We start from the raw sequence: 20,446 nt of genomic DNA on the forward strand, positions 1-20,446 counted from the left end.
AGGGGTGTCCAGCTCCGGTTTTTCTTTTGCCCTCGGTAAGCGCCTGCGTGAAACCACTCCCGACTCTGCGTCCCGCGCCAACGAGAACGGCGGTGAGTTCCAGGGCCGTACCGGCGTCATCAGCACCCCGCACGGCGAGATCCGGACTCCGGCGTTCATCGCCGTCGGCACCAAGGCCACAGTGAAGGCCGTGCTGCCCGAGTCTGTGGCGCAGCTTGGGGCCCAGGCGGTGCTGGCCAACGCGTACCATCTGTACCTGCAGCCCGGCGCGGACATCCTCGACGAGGCCGGCGGGCTGGGCAAATTCATGAACTGGCCCGGCCCCACCTTTACCGATTCCGGCGGGTTCCAGGTCATGAGCCTCGGCGCCGGCTTCAAGAAGGTCATCAACATGAACGCCGACGGCACCACGCATGCCACCGGAGCTGATGACGACGTCGCGCCCGGCAAGGAGCGCCTGGCACACATCGATGACGACGGCGTCTGGTTCAAGTCCCACCTCAACGGGGACAAACACCGCTTCACGCCGGAAATCTCCATGCAGGTGCAGCATCAGCTGGGCGCGGACATCATGTTCGCCTTCGATGAGCTCACTACCCTGCTGAACTCCCGCGCCTACCAGGAACGTTCCCTTGAACGCACCCGGCTCTGGGCCGAACGGTGCCTGGTGGAACACCGCCGGCTCACCGGGGAACGTTCACACCGGCCCTACCAGGCCCTCTTCGGCGTCCTGCAGGGCGCCCAGTACGAGGACCTGCGCCGCAAGGCCTCCCGTGACCTGGGAGCCATGGGATTCGACGGCTTCGGCATCGGCGGCGCCCTGGAGAAGGAGAACCTGGGCACCATTGTCCGCTGGTGCACCGAGGAGCTTCCCGAGGACAAACCGCGGCACCTGCTGGGCATCTCCGAGCCGGATGACATCTTCACCGCCATCGAGAACGGCGCGGACACCTTTGACTGTGTCTCTCCCACCCGGGTGGCCCGCAACTCGGCGTTCTACACCCCGTATGGGCGCAAGAACCTCTCCAACGCCAAGTTCAAGCGGGACTTCGGCCCGCTGGTGGGCGGCTGTGACTGCTATGCCTGCACCAATTACTCTCGTGCCTACATCCAGCACCTGTTCAAGGCCAATGAGATGGTCAGCCACACGCTGATCTCCATCCACAATGAACGGTTCACCGTGAAGCTGGTCGACGACGCCCGGATGGCGATCGAGGACGGCACGTTCTTCGAGTTCAAGGACGAGGTCCTGGGGAAGTACTACAGCTAGGACCGGCGGGCCGGTGCCATCAGCCGGTCCGGCGCCGCCGGTCTGCGCGGCAGACCGGGCACTGCAGCTCTAGACAGCGCCGGCATCCACCCGGCCGTAGGAAGGCTCGCGCTTCTTGATCGCTTTGATCACCGCCGAGGTGACCGGAACGAACAGGAACTCGACCGCCGTCTTGTACACGAAACCGAAGATCACGTAATTCACGAACTGCCCGGCATCGGTGATCCCGATGACCGGTGCGGCAATGGCACAGAAGATCAGGGTGTCCGCGAATTCGCCGACTCCGGTTGAGGCCATCAGCCGGCCCACCAGTGCACGCTCCTTGAACCGCGCCTTCATCCGGGTCAGCACCATGGCGTTGAGCAGCTGCCCGGCCAGGAATCCAAGCAGCGACGCGGCGACGATCTGCCACACGGGGCCCAGTGCCGCTTCCAGCGCGGCCTGCCTCTCCACTCCGTACGCGTCGTCAAAGCCGGGCAGCGCGATGATCACCGCGAAGGACAGCACTGCGAACGCTGCCATGGCAAAGCCCATGTAGATGGCACGCCGGGCGGCCTTGAAGCCGTAGACCTCGCTGATGACGTCGCCCAGGATGTACGCCAGCGGGAAGAGGAAGAAACCGCCGTCGGTGATGATGCTGAAGTCACCGAAGACCGGACCCAGCACCACGCCCTTGGACGCCCCGATGTTGGAAATGATGATCACCACACACATGAGGGTGAGGATCAGGTCGAAATGCGAGCTGCCCCGGGAGGCGTAGCTGGGGGCCTGGCGTGCCTGGACGGCAGCGGCCGGGGTTGGTGAGGACATGGATTTCCCGTTTCGGTTTAGTGGTTCGCCTGGGCTCCCGCCCGGCTGTATTAGCACTTGCCCGCTGTCCCGGGCGGCCCGTGGAGGACCAGCGTCAATTCTGCCATGTTTTTGGCGGCGTCACGTTTTTGAACGTGTTCAAAAACGTGCTCTAATGGCGCGGTAGACAACTTGGAACAGGGGACCGATGGCCGCGGGGTCGAAGAGTGAAGCCACCCGGCGGAGGCTGGTTGAAGCCGCCACCAGCCAGTTCCGCACCCTCGGCTTTGACCGGACCACCATGCGCGGCATCGCCGCGGAGGCTGGCGTCTCCGTAGGCAACGCCTACTACTACTTCTTCTCCAAGGATGCGATCGTTGCCGAGCTGTACCGGTCACTGCAAAACCAGCACCGCTCCGCCGCCCTGCCGCAGCTGCGGGAGGGCCACAACCTGGGTGAACACCTGCGGGTAATCCTGCAGGCGAACCTTGACGTGCTGGCTCCGTACCATTCGCTGGGGCACCAGTTCCTGAAAACGGCTGCCCTGCCCGTGCCTCCGGGTACCCGGAAATCCTCGCTGCCGGCGGACGCCGAACAGGTGGGCCGCGGCAAGTCGATTGCGGTCTACCGACAGGCTGTGCAGGCTGCCCGGCCGCAGCCGCCGCTGGCTGTGCGCGATGACCTGCCTGAGCTGCTTTGGCTGCTCCAGATGGGCGTAACCATGTTCTGGGTCTACGATTCCTCGCCCGGCCAGGCCCGTTCCCGCCGTCTGGTCACGAATACCGCTCCCCTCGTGGCCAAGCTCGTCATCCTCTCGCGCCTACCCGTTGTGCGCAATATCGTGGAGGATGTGGTGAAGCTGCTGCGAGGAGCGCGATCCCATGACTGAGAAAGCGGATGACGACGGCGCCTTCCCGGCCGGTGCCGTCCCCTCCCCTTCCGCTGCCCCCGGCCCTTCCGCCGCCCCCGGCCCTTCCGGCACGGGCGCCCCGCTCCTGCTGTCCCCGCGCGTAACGTTCGGCCCCACCGCTTTTGTCACCGGATACGCGATCGCCTGCCTGCTGGTTGCCCTGATAGCCACCGTGGTAATCGGCTGGGGAACCTCGCGTGACGTCTGGGGCTACCTCTGGATCATCGTGATCGCCGCCTTCTACGCGGCCGGAATCGGCCTGGTGACGGCTGCCCCGGTGGGCCTGGCCCTGGGCCTGCTGCTGCGCGGCGTGCCGAACCAGTGGGTGCACGTGCTCGCCTTCTTCCTCGTCCCCACGGTGCTCGCCTGGGCGGTCATCGGACTCATGGCCGGTTCCGTTGGGGTACCCCTGCTGATGGCCCTGGCAATCGGCGTCTCCTCCGCCGTCGGGCGGCTTGCCGTGTGGCGCCTGATGGACGTGCGCTGCTAGCCCGGCAGCCTGCAGCGAAACCGGGTGGCGGGCCGCGCCGGATTAGGGGGAAGATGGACCCATGTCTTCAACAACACATCCTCCCGTCACGCTCACGATCGCCGGCTCCGAAGCCACCGGCGGGGCGGGCGCCCAGGCTGACCTCAAGACCTTCCAGGAACTGGGAACCTACGGCATCACGGCCCTGACCTGCATTGTTTCCTTCGATCCGAAGGACAACTGGAACCACCGCTTCGTACCGGTTGACCCGCAGGTGATCGCAGACCAGCTGGAAGCCATCCAGACGGCCTATGACCTGGGCACCGTAAAGATCGGCATGCTCGGCACCCCGGCAACCATCGACACTGTGGCCAAGGCACTGCAGAGCCAGGACTGGACCAACATCGTGCTGGACCCGGTCCTGATCTGCAAGGGCCAGGAGCCCGGCGCCGCCCTGGACACCGACCAGGCGCTGAAGGCACAGATCCTCCCGCTGGCCACGTTCGTCACCCCGAACCACTTCGAGTCAATGTCCCTGGCCGGGATGGACGCGATCGAGTCCGTGGAAGACCTCAAGGAAGCCGCCAGGCGCATCCACGAAGCCTCCGGAGCCGTGGTGCTCGCCAAGGGCGGCGTGCGGCTGGAAGGCGAGGACGCCGTCGACGTTTTCTACGACGGCGAAACCATGGAAGTCCTCCGCGCCCCGAAGGTGGGCGAGGTTGCCGTCAGCGGTGCCGGCTGCACCCTGGCCGCCGCCATCACCGCCGAACTGGCCAAGGGCGCAAGCCCGCTCGAAGCTGCACGCACCGCCAAGGCTTTCGTCACCGAGGGCATCCGCAACCGCGTTTCCTCCAACACCCCGTTCGACGCCCTGTGGCAGGGCGGCGCGGCCAGCGGCCCTGCCCTGTAGCCCGGCTTTCATCCGGGTTTCTACCCCTCCCGGACCAAAGAGCGGCTTTTTCACTGGATTCACTGGATTCAGCGGAAAGGCCGCTTTTTTATGCGACCGAGACACTTTGGTGCCCTTTCTAAACACCCGGACGGTGGGAGTGTCAATAGCGTCACCCCGTAATTCATCCTGTTGCCGCAAACCTTTGAGCTGGGCATTTACTCGCTTAGGGTGTGCCTACGGCTGCAGGCATTTTGGGGGCCGAAGGTGCATGCTGACACTCCAAACGGGGGGTTGGGGGCACAAAAGGAAAGCTGTCACGTGTGTCAGCAGCCGGTTGTTTTTGTTCAAGGGTTCCTAGTCTCTAGGTCTTCGGCGGCATTCTTCCGGTAACGCGCGGCGGAATGTTCAAGGAGCAAAATGAGACGGTCCATTCATCACCGGCCAGGTGCCGTGGCTACTGCCGCGGTTGCCGGCCTCGCACTCACGGCAGGCCTGGGCCTGCCGGCCCAGGCCACCGAACCCTCCGGCACGGACAACGCTGCCCAGGGATTCGCCGTCCAGAAGTTTGCGGAGCAGAAAGTATCCCCGAGCCTCCGCGGCGTTGACGGCGAGGTCTCCGTCTACGTCCAGTTCACCGGCGATGGCGCCTTTGGACAGACCCAGCCGGACGAGGTCAAGGAAGGCAAGCGGGAGCCGGTAGTCGACGCTCCGCGGGTCCGGCAGATCCGGTCAGCCATTGAATCCCAGGCTGAGTCGGTGGCCGCGGAAGCGGATGCCAGCACCCTCTACACCACCACCAACAGCCTTCCGGGCGTGGGCATCGTTGGCGATGCAGACGCCATCAAGGCCCTGGCAGAGCGCGACGACGTCGCGAAGATCACCCGGATCGTACCCAAGACAATCGACAACAAGGGTGCGGACATCGACACCCGTGCCCTCAACACCTGGGTGGAGCGCCAGCAGACCGGAGACGGTATCACCATCGCCGTCCTGGATACCGGCGTCGACTACACGCACAGTGATTTCGGCGGCCCCGGAACCATCGAAGCGTACGAGGCAGCCCAGGCATCCCCTGTCATCCCCGCTGCGGACAGCGGCCTGATCGACACGGACAAGTTCATCGGCGGCTATGACCTGGTGGGCGATGACTATAACGCGGATCCGACTGCTCCGAACTACCAGCCGATCCCCAAGCCGGACCTCAACCCGATGGATTGCCAGGGGCATGGATCCCATGTGGCAGGCACGGCGGCCGGCTACGGCACCCTGGCTGACGGCAGCACCTTCACGGGCGATTACTCCTCGCTGACGGCCGACGCCGTCAATGACATGCGCATCGGCCCCGGCTCGGCCCCGGAGGCGCAGCTGGTCAGCATCCGCGTGTTTGGCTGCACCGGTTCCTCCGAGGTTGTGGGCCAGGCACTTGACTATGTCCTGGACCCCAACGGCGACGGCGATTTCTCCGACCGCGCGCAGGTGGTGAACATGTCCCTGGGTTCCGACTACGCCCCGGTGGATGATCCCGAGAACGACATCGTGGACAAGCTGACCGAACAGGGCATCCTTTCCGTGGTCGCTTCCGGCAACGCCGGGGACGTGTACAACGTGGGCGGTTCCCCGGGCAACGCGAAGTCCTCGCTGACGGTGGCCAGCACCATCGGTTCCCAGATTTCCCTGGACCGCGCCGATGTCCTGGCCCCGGAAGAACTGGAAGGTTCGGCCGCCGGCCAGTACTCAGTGAACTTCAACTACTCCGATCCGGCGGTCACTCCGGAACGGCTCACCGGCGACGTCGTGGCGGCACCCGCATCCAACGCCTTCGGCTGCAACGCCTTCCCGGCCGGGTCTTTGACGGACAAGTGGGTCTGGATCCAGTGGGAAGATGAAGCCGGAGCTTTCCCCTGCGGTTCAGGCGCGCGCTTCAACAATGCCCAGGCTGCCGGTGCAACCGGCGTCGTCCTGGACTCTCCGCGTGACGTGTTCGACGCCGGAATCGGCGGCAACACCACGCTTCCCGGCATCCAGCTCAACCGTGAGTCCTCCGACCGGCTGCGTCCGGCCGCTGTGGCCGGAACCCTGACCCTGCGGCTGGACCCGAACTACATGGGTGCCGCAGCAGGGCCGTCGAACGCCCTGGACACGGTAAGCTCCTTCTCCTCCCGCGGACTGCACGGCTCCAACGGCGTGGTAAAGCCCGACGTCGCCGCTCCCGGCTCCTCAATCGGTTCGGCTGCCGTCGGTTCAGGAAACGGTGCATCCGTAAAGAGCGGCACCTCCATGGCTACGCCGCATGTTGCCGGCCTGGCAGCGCTGCTCTACGCCGCGACGGATTTCACCCCGTACGAGGTCAAGAACACCATCATGAACACGGCCACGCATGACGTCCTGGCCGCCAACGGCGCCGTTCATGCACCCAACCGTGTCGGTTCCGGGCGCGTGGACGTCCTGGACGCCATGGATTCAAAGGTCATGGCCTACGACTCCGAAGACCAGACGCTGACCAGCATCAACTTCGGGGTGCTGGAGCTTGGCGCCGAAGCGCTCACCGTAACCCGCAAGGTCACGGTTCAGAACAAGTCGGACCGCCCGCGCACCTTCGACGTCAGCTACCTTCCCGCGTCGACCATGCCCGGCGTTGAAATCAGCACGGCTCCGGCCGTTAGCGTTGGCGCCAATGCGAAGGCCACGGTGGACGTGACACTGAACATCGCGGATCCGGCGGCGCTGGCCAAGACCATCGACCCGGCTGCGGACACCGAACAGCTGGGCCTGCCCCGCCAGTTCCTGGCTGATGTGTCCGGACGCGTCCAGCTGGCAAGTGCCGGCGTCCCCACCCTGCGTGTTCCCGTCTACTCGGCTCCCAAGCCGACATCGGACATGACCGCAGGAACGGAGATCAGCTTCGCTGACTCCGAGGCGCTGGCAGCGGACGTGACCCTCGCGGGCCGCGGGCTGCTGCAGGGCGGCGACGGGTCGACCTACCTGTCCCTGGTTTCGCCGCTGGTCCTGGGCGCGCAGAGCGACAAACGGGATGACCTGGCACTTGAATCCATGAACTCCATGGACCTCGCCGCGGTTGGCGCTTCCAGCACCATTCCGGCGGTCAAGGCCGCCGGCGGCGATGCGCTGGACGGTGTCCTCAACTTTGGCCTCAGCACGTGGGACAACTGGCCCATCCTGGGCGGCCACAACGAGGTCAACGTCGAGATCGACACCAACATGGACGGCACGGCCGACTACCTGGTGGCCACGGGGCGGGCCGATGACCTGGACCTGGTCCTGGTGAACACCTACCGGCTGAACCCGGACGGCTCACGCACCCTGGTAGACCAGACCGGCGCCAACGGCCAGCTGGGCAACACGGACACCAACACGTTCGACAGCAACACGGTGACCCTCCCGGTCAGCGTCGCTTCCCTGGGCCTGGATCCGGCTGCCGGTTCGCTGCCGCTGCAGTACAAGGTGGTGACCTGGAGCCTGTACAACGTCAACGATGCCGGCCAGACTGTTCCGGTGGATTCAACGGAGTACATTCAGTTCGACGCCGCCAACCCGGCCCTGTGGTTCTCCGGCGCCTCGCCGGATGCCCTCTTTGCCGACGTCGACGGCGGAAAGCTCACCGTCAACCGCAGCCAGGACACCACCGAAGCCTCGGCGCTGTTCCTGCACCTGCACAACGCCACCGGAGATCTCTCCGGCACCGCGGGCCTCGGCGAACGTGCCGAAATCCTGCCGGTGGTTGTCCCCGAGAAGGTGGTGAACCCGGTCAGCGCTGCCAGCAAGTGCAACGCCTTCAAGGCTGAAATCACCGTGACCCTCACGAACAACGGCGACCGCCGCGCGGACATCGACCTGAAGTCCCCGCACGGCAATGCCAAGGTCATGAAGCTCGAACCGGGCCAGACGACGACGGCGGTCATCAAGACCCGCCAGCTGTCCCTCGCTGCCGGAGAGCTGACAGCCCATTACAAGTTCCTCGGTAAGGGCAAGGCCGAAAAGGTCGACTACACCGCGTCCTACGGCGCAGTGAAGTGCAGCCGCTAGACCGTTGGCTAGTCACTGCTAGCTAAGAAAGCCAACAGCAGCGCAGAGCGGGCCCGGGAGATTCTCCCGGGCCCGCTCTGCGTATGTGGCCCGTCCGTTAAACCCAGGCAACGGCCCGGACGGGCGCTCCGTCCGTCGAAGCCAGGTTAAGGGGGAAGAACCCCACCCGGCAGCGGGAAGGCAGGGCAGCCGCTCCGCGGACGTTTTCGACGATCAGCCCGTCGGATCCTAGAACCAGCTCATGGACCGGGAGGCTGAACTCCTGGCCGGGCTGCAGTGTCCGGTCCGGGTTCAGTGTGTCCACCGCCAGCACCCGCATTCCCCTGTTCCACAGTTCTTCCGCTGCGGCTGGGGAAAGCACCGGATGTTTCAGGTATTCTCCGGTGCCAAAGCGGCTGTCCCATCCGGTGGCCAGCAGGACGATCCTCGGCACTGTTTCCGGAACCTGGCCGTTCAGGTGGTGCCAGGAAATCTCGGCATCCGGTTCGAGGCGAGGCAGGTGCAGCACCAGCGCTTCACCGGTCAGTTCTTCCAGCCCAACCTCGGAGGTGCTGCGGCCGCCTTCGATGCTGTGGCAGGGCGCATCGAAATGCGTCCCGGTGTGGCTGCCCAGGTTCAGGCGTGCCACTTGGGCCCCGTCCGCGCTGAGGCTCAGTGCGCCGGTTATCTCCACGTCCGGGTCCCCTGGAAAGACCTGCATCCCGGAGGCCACCACATGGGTGAGATCAACAATGGTCAAAGCAGCCTCATTCCGCCGCTGCCGGGGCGCGGGACGGCAGCGCCTCCGCGTCGGCCGGCTGCGGCTGCGGGCTGTCTGGGGTCCGTGCCCGGTTCCTGGCCGAAACGGCAAGGTAGAGCACGAACGTCAGCACGAAGGCCGGAATGGTGGCGCCCACCGGGCTGGGCCAGACGTAGGTCAGCACGTAGGAAGCGGTTGCCCCCACTACCCACACCGCGATCGCCGCCCAGTTGACACCGGCGGTGTACCAGTACGCACCGCCGCTCGGACGCAGGATGTCCTTGCTGTAGCTGCCGCGCTTGATGATGTAGTAGTCCACGATCATGATCGCGAAGACCGGGACGAAGAAAGCTCCGATCATCACCAGGAAGCCGGTGAACTGGTCCAGGAGGGCCATCCAGGTGGAACCGGCTATGGCGACGGCACCGACGGCAAGGGAGGTCGGCAGGAAACGGGCCTTCCACTTCACCTGTGCGTTCACCACGGAGGTAACCATTCCGTACACCACCATGGTGTTGGTGGCCATGACGGACATGAAGATCACGATCGCCAGCGGAGTGCCGAAAGCGCTCACTATCACCGTGGGATCGAAGGAAGCGGCCGCGTCCCCGGAGAGAATCACGTAGCCAATCGCCGTCGCGCCCAGGACCATCGCCAGCGTCGTGGAGATGGTGTAGCCGACGCCGGATCCGATGATCCCGGCGCGGCTGGACCTGGCCAGCCGGTTGAAATCGGCGGAGAGCACCGTCCAGGAGATGGCTGTGGCAATCACGATGTCCAGCACCATGAAGTTCGTGTATCCCAGCGACTCGTCGACCTCGATCCCGCCGAACTCTGCGGGGCTGAAGGTGGTGAAGGCGCTGATGAAGACGTAGACCATAATGGCCAGAATGACTACGGCCAGCCACGGCTCCACCTTGGCAATGCCGCCGTGGCCCAGGACGGCGAGGAAAACCACCAGTGCCTGGCACAGAACGGCGAAGAGGACCGGGCTGGAGAAGCCGGTAAGCTGCTCCACCACGTAGTTGACGGTGACGCCGGCCAGCATTGCCTGGACCCAGCTCCACCCCATCAGGATCACCACATTCGCCGCTACCGGAACCAGGCTTCCCCTGGCACCAAAGGCACCTCGTGTGATGGCCATGGTCGGCAGGCCGGTGCGCGTACCGATGTTGCCGATAAGGGTCAGGACGACGGCGCCCAGAAGGGTGCCGAGGATGATCAGCCACACGGCAGCAGCGAAAGTCACGCCCGGAACGAGCAGGGTGCCTGTCAGCAGAGTTGTCACCACAAAGTTGGCTGCCAGCCAGATCATGCCGATGCGAGGTGCAGACAGGGTGCCGCGAACGGGGCCGGAGCCTTCGTTGCTCTGCTGCAGATGCCGGTCCAGGCGGCTGTAGAGGTTCATTGGAGTCCTAGGGGTGCGGGTGAGTTCCACCAGATTGTTTCTTATAAGCAACATGTGTTGTCTATAAGTTACATGAACCGGTGGTGTTGGCCGTCACATTTGAGTCCCGGTTCACCGCCCGGCAGGGCAGACGGCCGTCTACTTCAGCAGCCGGGACATCCTCCGGTCCGCCAACAGCTTTCCGCCGGTCTGGCAGGTGGGGCAGTACTGCAGGGACGAATCCGCGAAGGACACTTCACGTACGGTGTCGCCGCAGACAGGACAGGGCTCACCGGTGCGGGCATGCACCCGCAGCGCCCGGCGCTTTGAGTCCTTCAGCTCCGCGGCAGGACGTCCGGCGGCATTGTCGATGGCGGACTCCAGTACCGCATGCATCGCCTCATACAGCCGCGCGGATTCCTCCGGCTTCAGCTTTGACGCGTTGGCGAACGGGGACAGATGCGCTGCATGCAGGATTTCGTCGCTGTATGCGTTGCCGATCCCGGCTATCACGGACTGGTCCCGCAGCAGGCCCTTGATCTGGCCCCGGTGCCCGGCGACCAGCTCCGCGAACGTCGACTGATCGACGTCGAACGCTTCAGGTCCCAGCCGGGCAATGCCCGGAACCTCGGCAGGGTCCTTCACCAGGTAGACGGCCAGGGACTTCTTGGTTCCCGCCTCGGTGAGATCGAAGCCGGGCTCGTCCCCGCCAGGTTCCGCTGCTGCGAAGCGGACGCGCAGCGCCATGCGCCCCTTGCCCGGACGCAGCTTGCCGGGCTTCAGTGCGTCGGACCAGCGCAGCCAGCCGGCCTTGGCCAGGTGCATCACCAGGTGCACTCCCCCGGCCGTAACGATCAGGAACTTTCCGCGGCGCTGCACTGCCGTCACGGGGCCTTCCTGCAGTTCCCCGAGGGGGACTTCGGCTGTCTTCAGCACGGCGAAGGAAAGGACCTCGACGTCGGCAACCTGCGCAGGCGGTCCGTCCTTGGGCAGCAGTTTGGTCCGCAGGAAATCGGCGAGTCCCTGCACTTCAGGCATCTCGGGCATGCCTACACCCTAGACGGTCTGACAGAATGCAGAACAGACGCCAATTCCCCCGCCCCGAAAGGCACCATGATCGAGATCCTGAACGCAGCTGAAGTGGCGAAGGCACGGGTTACCGGCCGGCTCGTAGCGGACATCCTCCAAGCCATGAAAAAGCAGGCAACCGTCGGAACCAACCTGCTGGAAATCGACCAGTGGACCGGGGAGATGATCAAGGAAGCCGGGGCCGATTCCTGCTACATCGACTACGCGCCGTCGTTTGGCCGCGGCTCCTTCGGGCACTACATCTGCACGGGCGTGAATGACGCTGTGCTGCATGGCCTCCCTCATGACTACAGGCTGCAGGACGGAGACCTGCTGACCCTGGACCTGGCGGTCTCCAAGGACGGAATAGCCGCCGACTCGGCTATCAGCTTCATCGTCGGGGACAGCAAGCCGGCCAAGAGCATTGAACTGATCACCGCCACCGAACGGGCACTGGCCGCCGGCATCGCTGCGGCCGGACCCGGAGCACGCATCGGCGATCTCTCTCATGCCATCGGCACGGTCCTCTCCGACGCCGGCTATCCGGTGAACACCGAGTTCGGCGGCCACGGGATTGGCTCCACCATGCACCAGGACCCGCACATCCCCAACACGGGGCGTCCCGGCCGCGGCTACGTGCTGCAGCCGGGGCTGATGCTTGCGCTGGAGCCGTGGGTTATGGCGGACACGGACCAGCTCACGTTCGACGCCGACGGCTGGACGCTGCGCAGCGCGACGGGTGCGCTCACGGCGCACAGCGAGCACACCATTGTCATCACCGATGCCGGCGCCGAGATCCTGACGCTGCCCACGCCGTCGTAGCCCGCCGCCAGTTGGCCCGCCGGGTGCCCGCCGCCCGCCGCCCGCCGCCCGCATCGAGATGACAGAAACTGCCCGTAACCGGGGTCTAACGGGCAGTTTCTGTGATGTCGATGGAGGGGCGGGAAGGGATCAGGGGATGATCTTGTCCGCGCGGTACTGGTCAAACAGCTCGATGATGCTGTCCTCCGTTCGGCGGTAGCCGGTGAAACCGGCGAGGCGGCTCTTGCTCATGTCAGCAAGGACCTCCATGGTGCGCCCCAGGTCTGCATCCGTGTGCCACCAGGACGCGATGCGGGCCAGGTTTGCCTCAGCGAGGCCCTGCTCTGCAGCAATGTCCGACCACTCCTGTTCCATTCCCTGCATCTGCTGTTCCAGCGGGCGTGGGGAATCCTTGAACCCTTCGGCTTCCACGCCAAAATAGGCGGCCAGTTTCGGCCACATCCAGCGCCAGCGGAAGACGTCGCCGTTGACTACGTTGTAGGCCTCGTTGCCCGCCTTTTCGGTGGTCGCGGCCCAAATCATGTGCTCGGCGAGAAGGTTCCCGTCAGTGACGTCCGTGAGGCCGTTCCACTGGATTTCTGAGCCGGGGAAGATAAAGGGCCTGCCCAGTTTTTTGCAGATGGTGGCCTGTGCGGCCAGGGTCAGGCCCATGTTCATGGCATTGCCGACGGCGTGGCCAATCACGGTGTGCGAGCGGTGCACGGACCAGCGGAAGCCCTGCTTTTCGGCGGCGGCCCAGAGTTCGTCTTCCTGCGCGTAGTAGAAGTTGTCCACGGGCAGCCGGGGTTCTTCTTCGCGGAAGGGAGTGTCCGGAACCGGCCCGGCTCCGTACGCTTCAAACGGGCCCAGGTAGTGCTTCAGGCCGGTCATCAGGGCCACGTGTTCAACCGGGGCGTGTTCGAGGGCCTGGAGCACATTCCGCAGCATCGCAGAGTTGATGCGGATGTTTTCTTCCTCAGTGTCCTGCCGTGCCCATGCGGTGAAGAATACGTGGGTGGGCTTTTCCCCGCTGAGGGCATCGGCGAGGCTGTCGATGTCCAGCAGGTCGGCAGGGATGTGCCGGGAGTCCGAGCCGCTCACGGGGTTCCGGGACAGTGAAAGTACAGTCCAGCCACCCTCCTGGTTCAGCCGTCGAATGATGGATGAGCCGGCGATGCCGCTTCCGCCGATGACCAGCGCTGTCTGATTGGATTCGGTGACCATCAATTCACCCTATCCCCCCTGGCTTCCTTCCCGGTGATGTAGCCGCCACCCTGTCCCGGTACGTGCGGCCCCTCGAAGGGCACCTAGTCCCCGGCGTGCGCCTGCAGGAAGCTGTACACCTCAGTCTCATCCACGCCGGGGAACGCGCCGGGCGGCAGGGCTGCGAGCAGATGCGAATGCGCCCGGGCGCTGGGCCACGCCATGCCGGACCATTCGGTGGCCAGCTCGGCCGGCGGCGTGCGGCAGCAGTCCGGGTCCGGGCAGCGGGACTTGGAACGCTCGGTGGTGTCCCTGCCGCGGAACCACTTCACATGGGCGTACGGAACGCCGATGCTCAGCGAGAACAGGCCCCCGGAGCTGCGCTCGGTGCGCGCGGTGCACCAGAACGTTCCGGCCGGGGTATCGGTGTACTGGTTGTAGGCGCTGAACTTGTCCGGAACCGAGAACACCTCGCGGCTGGTCCAGTACCGGCAGATCGGCTGCCCCTCAATGGCGCCGGTGTGGTCGGACGGGAATGTCACGCCGTCGTTCTCATAGGCCTTGTAGACAATGCCGCTCTCATGCACCTTCTGGAAGTGCGTGCGGATACCCAGGTGTTCCGTGGCCAGGTTGGTGAAGCGGTGCGCCGCGGTTTCATAGGAAACGGCGAAGGCGTCACGGATGTCCTCGACGGCGATTTCCTTGGCGGCTTTGGCCCGCTGCAGGAACTCCACCGTGGCCTTCTCCGGCAGCAGCAGGGCGGCGGCGAAGTAGTTGGTGGCCACCCGCTGGCTGAGGAACTCGCCGTAGCTGCGCGGCGTCTGGTGGTCCAGCACGTAGTGCCCCAGGGCCTGCAGGAGCACCGAACGCGGGTCGTGCTCGGAACGCTGGGACTGGGTCAGGTATATCCGCTTGTTCTTCAGGTCCGTCACGGAGCGGGTGGAATGCGGCAGGTCAGAGACATGGTGCAGGCTGAAACCCAGGTGTGCGGCGATGTCCGCAATGACGTGCTGGGACAGCGGACCGTTGGTATGCCCCACCGAGTCCAGCACCTTCTGCGCGGCCTGTTCGTACTCCGGGAAGTAGTTGTTCCGTTCCCGCATCATCGCCCGCAGTTCACCGTTGGCCCGGCGGGCTTCCTCCGGGGTAGCCACCTGTTCGTTCAGCCGCCGCTCCAGTTCGCCCTGCAATCCCACCAGGGATTCGAGCACGTCCAGGGGCAAACGCGAAGAAATGCGAACCTTCGGCAGACCCAGCGACTGGTACAGCGGCCCGCGCTGGGCCCGTTCCAGCTCGATTTCAAGGGCAGCCCGGCGGCTGGGCGGCTCAGAGCCGAGCAGCTGGTCGATGCTCACGTCCAGCGCCCTGGCCAGGGACTGCAGCAGCCCGAGTTTTGGCTCACGCTTGCCGTTTTCGATCAGGGAGAGCTGGGAGGCCACGGTCCCGACGGCGCCGCCCAGGTCATCGAGTGTCATGCCTTTGGCCTTGCGCAGGTGCCGTACCCGGCGGCCTAGGGAGATGACGTCGAGCGAGGACTCGCCGGCGTCGTCGACGTTCGCTTTGCCGGTTGAAATGGGCCGGTTCCATGTTGTGCTCGTCACAAATTCACAATAAGCGAAGAACTGCGTTTCTTTCCAGAGAAAACCCCTAGAAAGGGTCTTGTTATTGCCCGAGTGTTGATTCCACAGCAAGGAAATGCCGGCCTTCCACAGCCGGCTCGCACCGCAACCAAGGAGATGTAAGGCAATGACGCAGGAAGCCAGCCGCGAACAGACAGCACGCACCGCCGAGCAGCTCGCCCAGGAATGGGCCAGCGACCCCCGTTGGGACGGCATCGAGCGCGACTACACTGCCGAAGACGTCGTCAAGCTCCGCGGCCGCGTCCAGGAAGAGCACACGCTGGCCCGCCGCGGCGCGGAGAAGCTGTGGGACCAGCTGCGCAACGCCGGCGACGAGGGGTACACCAACGCACTCGGCGCCCTGACCGGCAACCAGGCAGTGCAGCAGGTCAAGGCCGGCCTGAAGGCCATCTACCTTTCCGGCTGGCAGGTTGCAGCCGACGCCAACAACTCCGGCCACACTTACCCGGACCAGTCGCTCTACCCGGCAAACTCGGTGCCCACCGTCGTCCGCCGCATCAACAACGCGCTGCTCCGCGCAGACCAGATCGAGTTCGCTGAGGGCGTCCAGTCCGTGGATGACTACCTGGTGCCGATCGTGGCGGACGCCGAAGCCGGCTTCGGCGGACCATTGAACGCGTACGAGTTGATGAAGTCGATGATCCAGGCCGGCGCCTCGGGCGTTCACTGGGAGGACCAGCTCGCCTCGGAGAAGAAGTGCGGCCACCTCGGCGGCAAGGTGCTGATCCCCACCAGCCAGCACATCCGCACGCTGAACGCCGCACGGCTGGCAGCCGACGTAGCCGGCACGCCCACCGTGGTGATCGCCCGGACCGATGCCGAAGCGGCCACCCTGATTACCTCCGACGTCGATGAGCGGGACCAGGAATTCATCACCGGCGAGCGCACCGCGGAAGGCTTCTACAAGGTCCGCAACGGAATTGAGCCCTGCATCGCCCGGGCCAAGGCCTACGCCCCGTACTCCGACCTGATCTGGATGGAGACCGGCACCCCGGACCTTGAAATGGCCCGCAAGTTCTCCGAGGCTGTCCGCTCGGAATTCCCGGACCAGATGCTGGCCTACAACTGCTCGCCGTCCTTCAACTGGAAGAAGCACCTGGACGATGACACCATCGCCAAGTTCCAGCGCGAACTCGGTGCCATGGGCTTCAAGTTCCAGTTCATCACCCTGGCCGGCTTCCACGCGCTGAACTACTCCATGTTCGACCTGGCCCACGGCTACGCCCGGTCCGGCATGAGCGCCTACGTGGAGCTGCAGGAGCGCGAATTCGGCGCCGAAGACCGCGGCTACACCGCCACCCGCCACCAGCGCGAAGTCGGCACCGGCTACTTCGACGCCATCGCCACCGCCCTGAACCCCGAGGGCAGCACCCTGGCACTGGTCGGCTCCACCGAGACCGCCCAGTTCCACTAACCAGCACCGCCTCCCGTCCCTTCCCATCGAGATAGCAGAAACTGCACGTTAGAGCCTCCATACGAGCACTTTCTGTCATCTCGGTGGGGCGGGCGGGGAACCCAAACTTTTGAAACACGCCAAGGAGCACGCCATGAACGACCCCATCACCCTGAACGGTATTTCCCTTACCGCTGCGCCGGTCCGCCGGCAGGAGGAAATCCTCACCCCGCAGGCCCTGGACTTCGTCAAGGCGCTGCACCAGGCGACCCACACCCGCCGCCAGGAACTGCTGCAGCAGCGCCAGGCCCGCCGGCAGAAGATCTCCAACGGCGCTGACCCGTCATTCCTGTCCGAGACCCGGCACATCCGCGAAGATGACACCTGGCGCGTAGCCCCCACGGCTCCCGGGCTGGAGGACCGCCGCGTGGAGATCACCGGTCCGGTGGACCGCAAGATGACCATCAACGCCCTGAACTCCGGCGCGAAGGTCTGGCTGGCGGACATGGAGGATTCCTCCACGCCGTCGTGGTCCAACGTGATCAACGGCCAGCTGAACCTGCGCGACGCCCTGGACAACCGGCTGGGCTTCACGTCCCCCGAGGGCAGGGAATACAAGGTCACCGGCTCCCGCCTGACGGACCTGCCCACCATTGTGGTGCGGCCGCGCGGCTGGCACCTGCCGGAAAAGCACATGCTGGTGAACAACACCCCGATCGCCGGCGGAATCGTGGACTTTGGCCTCTACTTCTTCCACAACGCACACCGGCTGATCGCCGAGGGCCGCGGCCCGTACTTCTACCTGCCGAAGATCGAGAACCACCTCGAGGCCCGCCTGTGGAATGACATTTTCATCCTGGCCCAGGACCTGCTCGGCATTCCGCAGGGCACCATCCGAGCCACCGTGCTGATCGAAACCATCACCGCTGCCTTCGAAATGGAAGAGATCCTCTACGAGCTGCGGGACCATGCCGCAGGCCTGAACGCCGGACGCTGGGACTACATCTTCTCCGTGATCAAGAACTTCCGCACCCGCGGCCCTCGCTTCATCCTCCCGGACCGCTCGATGGTCACCATGACCGCTCCGTTCATGCGCTCCTACACCGAGCAGCTGGTCCGTGCCTGCCACCGCCGCGGCGCCCACGCGATCGGCGGCATGGCGGCTTTCATCCCCAACCGCAGGGACAAGGCAGCGAACGACGTCGCCATGGAGCGGGTGCGTGCTGACAAGACCCGCGAGGCGAACGACGGGTTCGACGGTTCCTGGGTCGCCCACCCGGATCTGGTGCCGGTGGCCATGGAGGTGTTCGATTCCGTCCTGGGCGAGCGTCCGAACCAGCTGGACCGCTCCCGTGAGGACGTCATCCCCAATGACAAGGAGCTGCTGAACATCGCGGCGACTCCGGGTGTGATCACCGAGGCCGGCATCCGCAGCAACATCGAGGTGGGCATCCGCTACATCGAGTCCTGGCTGCGGGGCAACGGTGCCGCTGCCATCAACAACCTGATGGAAGACGCCGCCACCGCGGAGATCTCCCGCTCCCAGGTGTGGCAGTGGATCCACTCCTCCGCCGTGACGGACGAAGGCGACGTGGTGACCCCGCACTGGGTCCAGGAACTGATCGAAGATGAGTTCTCAAAGCTTGAGCGCTTCGACGGCGACCGTTTTGACGACGCCCTGGAACTGTTCGAGGAAGTGGCCTGCGGCGAGCAGTTCCCCACCTTCCTGACCGTCCCGGCCTACGCACGGTTCCTCCACGAATCCCGCGAACCTGCCGCTGCGTAGCTTCCGCACCACATGCGGGGGCCGGATGCGAACGCGTCCGGCCCCCGCATCCGTGTGCCCGGGGCCCGGACAGTTGTGGCCGGCGCCACTGCCCGCGTCCGGTGCCCGGCAGGCAGGCGTAGCATTGATTGGCCGCTGTTGCGGCTAATCCCCCAGCTCAAGGTGTTTCTCCATGTCTTCCTTCGGCCACGCCCTGGCCCGCGGACTGAACGTCCGGCACATCCGTTTCATGGCCCTCGGCTCCGCAATCGGCACCGGACTGTTTTACGGTTCCGCAGCCGCTATCCAGGCTGCCGGGCCAGCCGTGCTCCTCGCTTACATCATTGGCGGAGCGGCAGTCTTCCTGGTGATGCGGGCTCTGGGCGAAATGGCTGTCCGGCACCCGGTCTCCGGATCCTTCGGGCAGTACGCCAGCCGCTACCTCGGCCCGTTCGCCGGGTTCATCACCGGCTGGACGTTCGCTTTCGAAATGGCGATCGTGGCGATCGCGGATGTGACGGCCTTCGGCATCTACATGGGCTTCTGGTTCCCGGACGTGCCGCGCTGGATCTGGATCCTCGCCGTCGTGCTCTTCATTGCCGCGCTGAACCTGATGCGGGTGAAGGTGTTTGGGGAAACCGAGTTCTGGCTCTCCATCATCAAGGTCAGTGCCATCATTGCCATGATCGCCGGCGGCGCAGCCATCATCGTCTTCGGCTTCGGCCTGGAGGACGCAGCAAATCCCGGCCTTGAAACCCTGCTGGGCTCCGGCGGATTCTTCGCCAACGGGTTCTGGGGGCTGCTGGCCTCCTTCGCCGTGGTGATGTTCGCCTTCGGCGGCATTGAAACCATCGGCATCACCGCCGGCGAGGCGGAAAACCCGAAGAAGGCCATTCCGGCTGCCGTGAACACGGTGCCGGTGCGCATCCTGCTCTTCTACGTAGGCGCCCTGTCCGTCCTGATGATGATCTTCCCGTGGGAGCAGATCGACGGCGAAACCAGCCCGTTCGTGCAGATCTTCGACTCCCTGGGCATCCCGGCGGCAGCCCATATCCTGAACGCCGTGGTAATCACCGCCGCGCTCTCCGCGATCAACTCGGACACCTTCGGCGCCGGCCGCATGATGTTCTCCCTCGCCCAGCAGGGCCAGGCACCGGCAGCCTTCGCCCGGATTTCCCGTCGCGGCGTGCCGTGGATGACGATCGCCGTCATGGCCGCCGTCCTGCTCGTCGGCGTCGTTCTGAACGCAGTGCTGCCCGAATCCCTGTTCCTGCTCATCGCCTCCATCGCCACGTTCGCCACCGTGTGGGTATGGCTGATGATCCTGCTCTCCCACATCGCGATGAAGCGGGAGATTCAGCGCCAGGGCATGCCGGCGTCGGAATTCGGTGTGCCGTTCTGGCCGGTCGCCTCCTACGCGGCGCTGGCCTTCATGATCTTCATTGTGGTGCTGTTGGGCGTCATGCCGGACACCCGCGTCGCGCTGGTTGTGGGCGTCGTCTGGATCGGCTTCCTGTTTGCTGCTTACCGCATCTGGGTCCGCGGCAACGGCAGGGAGCGCGCGGAGCTGGCTGATGAAACCGGAACCCCGGAAAGCACGACGGCGGAGGCCGGCGCGCGCAGCTAGCCCTCACCCCAGCACAGGCAGAACGGGTGCCCCGCCGGATCCGCATAGACCTGGAATCCCGTTGGCGCAGTGGTGTCCTCAGAGGCCAGCAGCAGCTCAGCGCCCAGTGACAGCGCTTCGACATGCGCCGAGGCCAGGTCTTCCACGTGGAGGTCCAGGTGCATCTGCTGCGGCTGGCCGTCCGGCCACTGCGGCCGGACGTGGTCCGGTGCCAGCTGAATGGCGAGCACCTTCTCCCCGTCCACGAGGATGCTGTGCCAGTCATCGTCCTGTTCAATGGCCCTTCCACCGAGCAGCGACGCCCAGAACGTGCTTTCAACATTGAGGTCCGGAGCGTCGATGACAAGTGTCTGCCTGGTGAGTTTCATGTCCGGGATCATTCCACACGAACCGGCCGTACGGAACGGTGCGCCGGGCCGCAGGGGAATAGAAACGCCCGGCGCAGTTGT

At 65.1% G+C, this 20,446-nt stretch carries 16 protein-coding genes; 9 read left to right on the plus strand and 7 right to left on the minus strand.

The window, feature by feature from the left end; genetic code table 11:
* The first annotated feature begins 4 nt into the window (after positions 1–4).
* Positions 5–1,270 (plus strand): tRNA guanosine(34) transglycosylase Tgt, encoded by a 1,266-nt coding sequence (tgt, locus tag ITX31_RS00780; RefSeq protein ID WP_194781589.1) that lies wholly within the window; start codon positions 5–7, stop codon positions 1,268–1,270.
* A 69-nt stretch (positions 1,271–1,339) separates the two neighbouring features.
* Here the strand turns inward: tgt and ITX31_RS00785 are convergent, their stop codons facing one another.
* Positions 1,340–2,080, minus strand: a complete 741-nt coding sequence (locus ITX31_RS00785; protein ID WP_194781590.1) for a queuosine precursor transporter — start codon at positions 2,078–2,080, stop codon at positions 1,340–1,342.
* A 187-nt stretch (positions 2,081–2,267) separates the two neighbouring features.
* Between ITX31_RS00785 and ITX31_RS00790 the strand changes: the two genes are divergently transcribed.
* The 4 genes from ITX31_RS00790 to ITX31_RS00805 all read left to right on the plus strand — a co-directional run bounded on the left by ITX31_RS00790 (position 2,268) and on the right by ITX31_RS00805 (position 8,374).
* Positions 2,268–2,948 carry a TetR/AcrR family transcriptional regulator gene (locus ITX31_RS00790; protein WP_194781591.1) on the plus strand — a complete coding sequence of 227 codons (681 nt, stop codon included), beginning with the start codon at positions 2,268–2,270 and terminating at the stop codon, positions 2,946–2,948.
* Positions 2,941–3,459: a hypothetical protein gene (locus ITX31_RS00795; RefSeq protein ID WP_194781592.1), complete on the plus strand. Its 519-nt coding sequence runs from the start codon at positions 2,941–2,943 to the stop codon at positions 3,457–3,459. Before ITX31_RS00790 ends, ITX31_RS00795 begins: the two co-directional genes overlap by 8 nt.
* A gap of 61 nt (positions 3,460–3,520) precedes the next feature.
* Positions 3,521–4,348, plus strand: a complete 828-nt coding sequence (thiD, locus tag ITX31_RS00800; RefSeq protein ID WP_194781593.1) for a bifunctional hydroxymethylpyrimidine kinase/phosphomethylpyrimidine kinase — start codon at positions 3,521–3,523, stop codon at positions 4,346–4,348.
* Positions 4,349–4,747: 399 nt separating this feature from the next.
* Positions 4,748–8,374 carry a S8 family peptidase gene (locus ITX31_RS00805; RefSeq protein WP_194781594.1) on the plus strand — a complete coding sequence of 1,209 codons (3,627 nt, stop codon included), beginning with the start codon at positions 4,748–4,750 and terminating at the stop codon, positions 8,372–8,374.
* 97 nt (positions 8,375–8,471) lie between these two features.
* Here the strand turns inward: ITX31_RS00805 and ITX31_RS00810 are convergent, their stop codons facing one another.
* The 3 genes from ITX31_RS00810 to ITX31_RS00820 all read right to left on the minus strand — a co-directional run bounded on the left by ITX31_RS00810 (position 8,472) and on the right by ITX31_RS00820 (position 11,547).
* Positions 8,472–9,113, minus strand: a complete 642-nt coding sequence (locus ITX31_RS00810; RefSeq protein ID WP_228528860.1) for a cyclase family protein — start codon at positions 9,111–9,113, stop codon at positions 8,472–8,474.
* Positions 9,114–9,120: 7 nt separating this feature from the next.
* The gene (locus ITX31_RS00815; protein WP_194781595.1) at positions 9,121–10,521 is read right to left on the minus strand and encodes a purine-cytosine permease family protein; all 1,401 of its coding nucleotides are present in this window, start codon (positions 10,519–10,521) and stop codon (positions 9,121–9,123) included.
* A 138-nt stretch (positions 10,522–10,659) separates the two neighbouring features.
* A complete protein-coding gene (locus ITX31_RS00820; protein ID WP_194781596.1) occupies positions 10,660–11,547 on the minus strand; it encodes an Fpg/Nei family DNA glycosylase in 888 nt (295 codons plus the stop codon).
* A gap of 66 nt (positions 11,548–11,613) precedes the next feature.
* On the opposite strand from ITX31_RS00820, the gene map reads away from it, so the two are divergent.
* Entirely contained in the window at positions 11,614–12,390 is a 777-nt protein-coding gene (gene map, locus ITX31_RS00825) for a type I methionyl aminopeptidase (RefSeq protein WP_194781597.1), read from the plus strand.
* A gap of 129 nt (positions 12,391–12,519) precedes the next feature.
* Here map and ITX31_RS00830 read toward each other — a convergent pair whose 3' ends face one another.
* Entirely contained in the window at positions 12,520–13,593 is a 1,074-nt protein-coding gene (locus tag ITX31_RS00830) for an SDR family oxidoreductase (RefSeq protein WP_194781598.1), read from the minus strand.
* Between the two features lie 83 nt (positions 13,594–13,676).
* Complete coding sequence (locus tag ITX31_RS00835) at positions 13,677–15,146, minus strand: helix-turn-helix domain-containing protein (RefSeq protein ID WP_323745543.1); 1,470 nt, start codon at positions 15,144–15,146, stop codon at positions 13,677–13,679.
* Between the two features lie 172 nt (positions 15,147–15,318).
* Here ITX31_RS00835 and aceA point away from each other — a divergent pair, with 172 nt between their 5' ends.
* The 3 genes from aceA to ITX31_RS00850 all read left to right on the plus strand — a co-directional run bounded on the left by aceA (position 15,319) and on the right by ITX31_RS00850 (position 19,997).
* The gene (aceA, locus tag ITX31_RS00840) at positions 15,319–16,626 is read left to right on the plus strand and encodes an isocitrate lyase (protein ID WP_194781600.1); all 1,308 of its coding nucleotides are present in this window, start codon (positions 15,319–15,321) and stop codon (positions 16,624–16,626) included.
* A gap of 133 nt (positions 16,627–16,759) precedes the next feature.
* A complete protein-coding gene (gene aceB, locus ITX31_RS00845) occupies positions 16,760–18,391 on the plus strand; it encodes a malate synthase A (RefSeq protein WP_194781601.1) in 1,632 nt (543 codons plus the stop codon).
* A gap of 172 nt (positions 18,392–18,563) precedes the next feature.
* On the plus strand, positions 18,564–19,997 hold the full coding sequence (locus tag ITX31_RS00850; protein WP_194781602.1) for an amino acid permease: 1,434 nt from the start codon (positions 18,564–18,566) through the stop codon (positions 19,995–19,997).
* Here the strand turns inward: ITX31_RS00850 and ITX31_RS00855 are convergent.
* Positions 19,994–20,365, minus strand: coding sequence for a VOC family protein (locus ITX31_RS00855; protein WP_194781603.1), 372 nt, complete (start codon positions 20,363–20,365; stop codon positions 19,994–19,996). The two genes, ITX31_RS00850 and ITX31_RS00855, sit on opposite strands and share 4 nt — an antisense overlap.
* Between the last annotated feature and the right edge of the window lie 81 nt (positions 20,366–20,446).

Origin of the sequence: Arthrobacter gandavensis (genome assembly GCF_015355785.1) — a bacterium.
Lineage (GTDB): Bacteria > Actinomycetota > Actinomycetes > Actinomycetales > Micrococcaceae > Arthrobacter_B > Arthrobacter_B gandavensis_A.

Bases quoted from the DNA above. Each gene is read 5' to 3' on its own strand.
- ITX31_RS00820 (WP_194781596.1), bottom strand. From the start codon at position 11,547: ATGCCCGAGATGCCTGAAGTGCAGGGACTCGCCGATTTCCTGCGGACC.
- ITX31_RS00815 (WP_194781595.1), bottom strand. From the start codon at position 10,521: ATGAACCTCTACAGCCGCCTGGACCGGCATCTGCAGCAGAGCAACGAA.
- ITX31_RS00830 (WP_194781598.1), bottom strand. From the start codon at position 13,593: ATGGTCACCGAATCCAATCAGACAGCGCTGGTCATCGGCGGAAGCGGC.
- ITX31_RS00790 (WP_194781591.1), top strand. From the start codon at position 2,268: ATGGCCGCGGGGTCGAAGAGTGAAGCCACCCGGCGGAGGCTGGTTGAA.
- aceA (WP_194781600.1), top strand. From the start codon at position 15,319: ATGACGCAGGAAGCCAGCCGCGAACAGACAGCACGCACCGCCGAGCAG.
- ITX31_RS00785 (WP_194781590.1), bottom strand. From the start codon at position 2,080: ATGTCCTCACCAACCCCGGCCGCTGCCGTCCAGGCACGCCAGGCCCCC.
- ITX31_RS00850 (WP_194781602.1), top strand. From the start codon at position 18,564: ATGTCTTCCTTCGGCCACGCCCTGGCCCGCGGACTGAACGTCCGGCAC.
- thiD (WP_194781593.1), top strand. From the start codon at position 3,521: ATGTCTTCAACAACACATCCTCCCGTCACGCTCACGATCGCCGGCTCC.
- ITX31_RS00855 (WP_194781603.1), bottom strand. From the start codon at position 20,365: ATGAAACTCACCAGGCAGACACTTGTCATCGACGCTCCGGACCTCAAT.
- ITX31_RS00795 (WP_194781592.1), top strand. From the start codon at position 2,941: ATGACTGAGAAAGCGGATGACGACGGCGCCTTCCCGGCCGGTGCCGTC.
- ITX31_RS00805 (WP_194781594.1), top strand. From the start codon at position 4,748: ATGAGACGGTCCATTCATCACCGGCCAGGTGCCGTGGCTACTGCCGCG.
- aceB (WP_194781601.1), top strand. From the start codon at position 16,760: ATGAACGACCCCATCACCCTGAACGGTATTTCCCTTACCGCTGCGCCG.
- map (WP_194781597.1), top strand. From the start codon at position 11,614: ATGATCGAGATCCTGAACGCAGCTGAAGTGGCGAAGGCACGGGTTACC.